Annotated in this window: 7 protein-coding genes and 1 pseudogene; 7 read left to right on the forward strand and 1 reads right to left on the reverse strand. The window is 44.8% G+C overall.

Annotation, left to right across the window (positions count from 1 at the left end):
- The coding region (locus KI743_RS24390) for a DUF3693 domain-containing protein (RefSeq protein ID WP_285468576.1) at positions 1-355 on the reverse strand (355 nt) is incomplete at its 3' end.
- Between the two features lie 145 nt (positions 356-500).
- Between KI743_RS24390 and KI743_RS24395 the strand changes: the two genes are divergently transcribed.
- The 7 genes and pseudogenes from KI743_RS24395 to KI743_RS24425 all read left to right on the forward strand — a co-directional run.
- Positions 501-704, forward strand: a complete 204-nt coding sequence (locus tag KI743_RS24395) for a hypothetical protein (protein ID WP_285468577.1) — start codon at positions 501-503, stop codon at positions 702-704.
- A gap of 2 nt (positions 705-706) precedes the next feature.
- The gene (locus KI743_RS24400) at positions 707-907 is read left to right on the forward strand and encodes a hypothetical protein (RefSeq protein WP_032552540.1); all 201 of its coding nucleotides are present in this window, start codon (positions 707-709) and stop codon (positions 905-907) included.
- Positions 897-2,009, forward strand: a complete 1,113-nt coding sequence (locus tag KI743_RS24405; RefSeq protein ID WP_285468578.1) for a replication initiation factor domain-containing protein — start codon at positions 897-899, stop codon at positions 2,007-2,009. The genes KI743_RS24400 and KI743_RS24405 overlap by 11 nt, the downstream gene beginning before the upstream one ends.
- Complete coding sequence (locus tag KI743_RS24410; RefSeq protein ID WP_285468579.1) at positions 1,997-2,332, forward strand: DUF1293 family protein; 336 nt, start codon at positions 1,997-1,999, stop codon at positions 2,330-2,332. Before KI743_RS24405 ends, KI743_RS24410 begins: the two co-directional genes overlap by 13 nt.
- Positions 2,333-2,343: 11 nt before the next feature.
- Positions 2,344-2,589 carry a single-stranded DNA-binding protein gene (locus KI743_RS24415; protein WP_285468580.1) on the forward strand — a complete coding sequence of 82 codons (246 nt, stop codon included), beginning with the start codon at positions 2,344-2,346 and terminating at the stop codon, positions 2,587-2,589.
- A gap of 12 nt (positions 2,590-2,601) precedes the next feature.
- Positions 2,602-2,841: a phage coat protein gene (locus KI743_RS24420; protein WP_285468581.1), complete on the forward strand. Its 240-nt coding sequence runs from the start codon at positions 2,602-2,604 to the stop codon at positions 2,839-2,841.
- A 335-nt stretch (positions 2,842-3,176) separates the two neighbouring features.
- Positions 3,177-3,497: pseudogene (locus KI743_RS24425) on the forward strand (hypothetical protein); the annotation flags it as partial.

Consider the following 3,497-nt stretch of genomic DNA (forward strand, 5'->3'; position numbering starts at 1 on the left):
ATAATACGCAGTTGGCTAGTGCTTCTTGGGTAGGCATCATCCATAACGCTAATCCACCACAAGCCATTGAAATACCTGACATATTAAGCCCGTTAAACTTTTTTGCGATGTTCTGCCAAGCTTGCTGAGCCTTATAATTTTTGCTGCGGTCAGCGGCCAAATACACTAAAACTTCTTCTTCACTTAAACCGATCTTTTCAGCGATAAAAAGTGCTTCTGTTTCAGTTAGATAACGAGCTCCGCTTCTGATTGCGCTAATCTTCTGACGACTTAGACCTAAGTCATGGGCAATCTGCTTGTCTTGTATGTAGTTTTGAGCCTCTTTATAGGCATCTAACAGTTTATTCTGGTACATGGTTGTCCCTCCATTTCCTTCAATTGTATACCGCCAGTCCACAAAAAGCGGTCTTGCCAGTCCTGATTTTTGTGTCTTATAGTACACACAAATCAGGACTGAGCTGTTTCACCTCAGTCAAACTTCAATTTTCAAGGTGATCACTATGGTAAATGTTCTCTTAGTTTCTGGCTGTTTCCCTCGTTACTTTGCCGGCTTTGGCACGACGGCCAATGGCAAACGCTTTGTGATCACCACGGCTCAACAATTTCAAAGTAAGTTCCTGTCTTTGTCTGATGCTAATGAGATTGTTGACCAGCTCAAATCTTCGTGGCCTCTAGCTCAAGCGTCTTTTGCTGTGAGTCGTTAATCATGGATTCAATCTACTTCGACAATGAACCCAATCATGGCATTAACGCCTATTTCACTTGGGGTCATGAGTTCTTCAAAACGCCTTATGAGTTTTATCAGTTCTTAATGACTCATTACGGTATGACCTCATTCCAAGTTGTCGAGATTACTGACGACAACTATCAGGAACTTTTGGTTAAAGGGGTTTTTCATGCCATCTAAAAAACCTCATAAGTACCACGATGAGATTCGTCCGGTACAAGTTGACCACTTGGCTTTCTCGTTTTCTTACAGCGCGTTACGCCTGTTGGATAACTCAAATGACCAAGACTTTATCAACTTGCAGTTCCCTGAGTTTAAGAAAGTCAGCGTTAACGGCCGCATTAACTCACCAGAAGCCATAGAGAAATCTATGGAGTTACATCGTAACAAATGCAGCAAGGTTTTAGCGCATAGGTTTGATGAGTTCATGGCTAAGGTGTTCAACTTTCGCTTATCTCCGATGCGTGGCCGTGGCCTACATGGGTATGAAGATTCGATGGTGATTTACGATTCAACGGGAACGGTTGAGTGTGGCTTGGTCGGTATCGGCGGCAACAACAACACGGTGTTTGTCCAAATCAACGGCACAGGTTGTTCGAAGTTGTTTGAGTTCATCCCACACAAAAAGGTGCATTGGTGGTTATCGCTTTTGGGTATTACTCGCCTCGCCCGCCTTGATTTGTGTGTCGATGACTACACCGGAATCTTTGACTGTAAGTATGCGGAGAAATGTTTTTATGAGGGAGCATTTCGCACTGCTTCTCGTGGTCGTGGTCCGACAATGGTTCCTCATAAGCGCGTTTCGCAATCTGGCGAGTTATCAGAAGAAGCGGTTCTCGTTGGCTCTCGTACGTCAACGGTCTACTGGCGAGTCTATAACAAGAAGTTTGAGCAAAACATTACTGACCCAGAAGTGATTTGGTATCGCAATGAAGTGGAGCTGAAGAAGTGTGATTTGTCACTCCTCGCCTCGCCTGCTTCTGCGTTCGCGGGCATCTGTGACTTCGCGGCCAGTATCGACCCAGCTGAACCGATGAAACTGGAGCTGAATAAGAAGAAAGAAGGTTTAGAGTTCTTCGCTCGTATCGCTTGGGTTCGTCGTCAATGTGGTAAGGCGCTATCTGAAATCGTGGCAATGACTGAGGGTGATTTGGGTGAAGCGTTCGGGATGCTCATTCCAACTCACCACAGACGCGCCAACTTTGAAACCTCGTTGGGTGTACCTGACGAATACACGAAAAAGAAAATCGAAATTTTGGAGTCAACAATATGCCTACAATAACTGGTATCTCTATCAAGCGTTTCCCTAAATCCGGCATGGAATTCGCGGAACTGGCCGTGCTTCGCGGTGTGGAAGAAGTCGACAACGAGAAGTTTCAACAAACAGGCATCGGGTTCTCAACGGATATTCCCTACAACAAGCAAGCGTTGAAAATCGATGTGAACTACGCACGCGAACTCATCCGTACCCGCGCATTCGTTGCCAATCGTGAGTATGAATTGAACTTCGGTGCAAACCCTGATGATCCACTAGATATTCTCGTTAATCAGCTGGTTCCAGTAGATGACGAAATCAAAAAACACTTTCAATCTTCAATGAAATAAAAGGTTTAGTTATGCCTGTATGCGCTATCCCAAATGCTGACGGCTTTATTGCTGCTGTTCCTGAGTTAGAAGTTTCAACATGTTCAGGTTTCGTAATGATGAGTGCTGATGAGTACCAATATGTGATGGCGTATACGCAAATAACTTCAACTGAGATGGCTACTTACTTTGCAGGTGGTTTTGCACTGGTCTTTGTATTTGGCTTTCTTCAAACCTACGCCGTTAAGGCTGCATTACGCGTCATTAGGCTAATTTAAGGAAATATAAATATGAAACATTTAAACATTGTTCGTAAATTCGCAAGCAAAGTGAAAACTCAAGCTGCGGTCGGTTCTTTGGTTCTTGTTGCATCTGCCGGTGCTCGAGCTGAAGGTGTTGATGATATCTGGGGGGCTGTCGACCTCTCTGGCACCACCGCCAAAGTAATTGCAGCTGGCGTCCTCATCGTAGGTGTGGCAATGGCGTTCAAATCTATTGTTCTTGCTAAACGTACAGTTAGTAAAGTTTAGAGTTACTCATGCTTCTTGTTCTGCATGACCTCCAACTCATAGTTTTTACTCTTTTGGGCGGTTTAGCAGGATTTATAGCAGCTCAAAATATGCAAGGTTAAGGGGGCTTCGGCCTCCTTTTTGATCTCAATTCTTAATAGGAAGATGGTTTGAATAGGTTACTTTTATTATTCTGCATATTTCTTAGCGTTCCGAACTTGGCCAACGCCGCCATGTGCCACGCTCAATGGGGAGCGGGTTTTTCATATGGTGACATTGTAGATACCGCTGTCATTCTCAAAAACAATCCTACTTGGCGTGCTCAGTCTGCATGTGAACTCAAAGGTGGCCGTAGGATGAGCACTGTTTTTATGGGTTGGAAGGTTTCACAGTGTCCACCTGATACAGTTGTAAATCCTGAAACAGGTAAATGTGAGCAAGACGATTTTTGTTCTAGTTCTGCTTGGACTGGTTTAGTTGCCTCTGAGAGTAACGCCTGTGCTGCACAGTACCCCAACCACTTCACAGACTTCTCTTCAAGTTGTAAGAGTAGAAATGATTATTCCTTTACTTGTAAGCAAGGTGCACCTAGGCCTCCTACTGGCGGCGGTTCTGGTGGTAATGGTTCAGGCTCCGGCGGTGATGGTTCAGGCTCCGGTGGTGATGGCTCGGGTTCC

This window comes from Vibrio sp. D420a (genome assembly GCF_030248625.1).
In the GTDB taxonomy this organism is placed as follows: domain Bacteria; phylum Pseudomonadota; class Gammaproteobacteria; order Enterobacterales; family Vibrionaceae; genus Vibrio; species Vibrio fortis_A.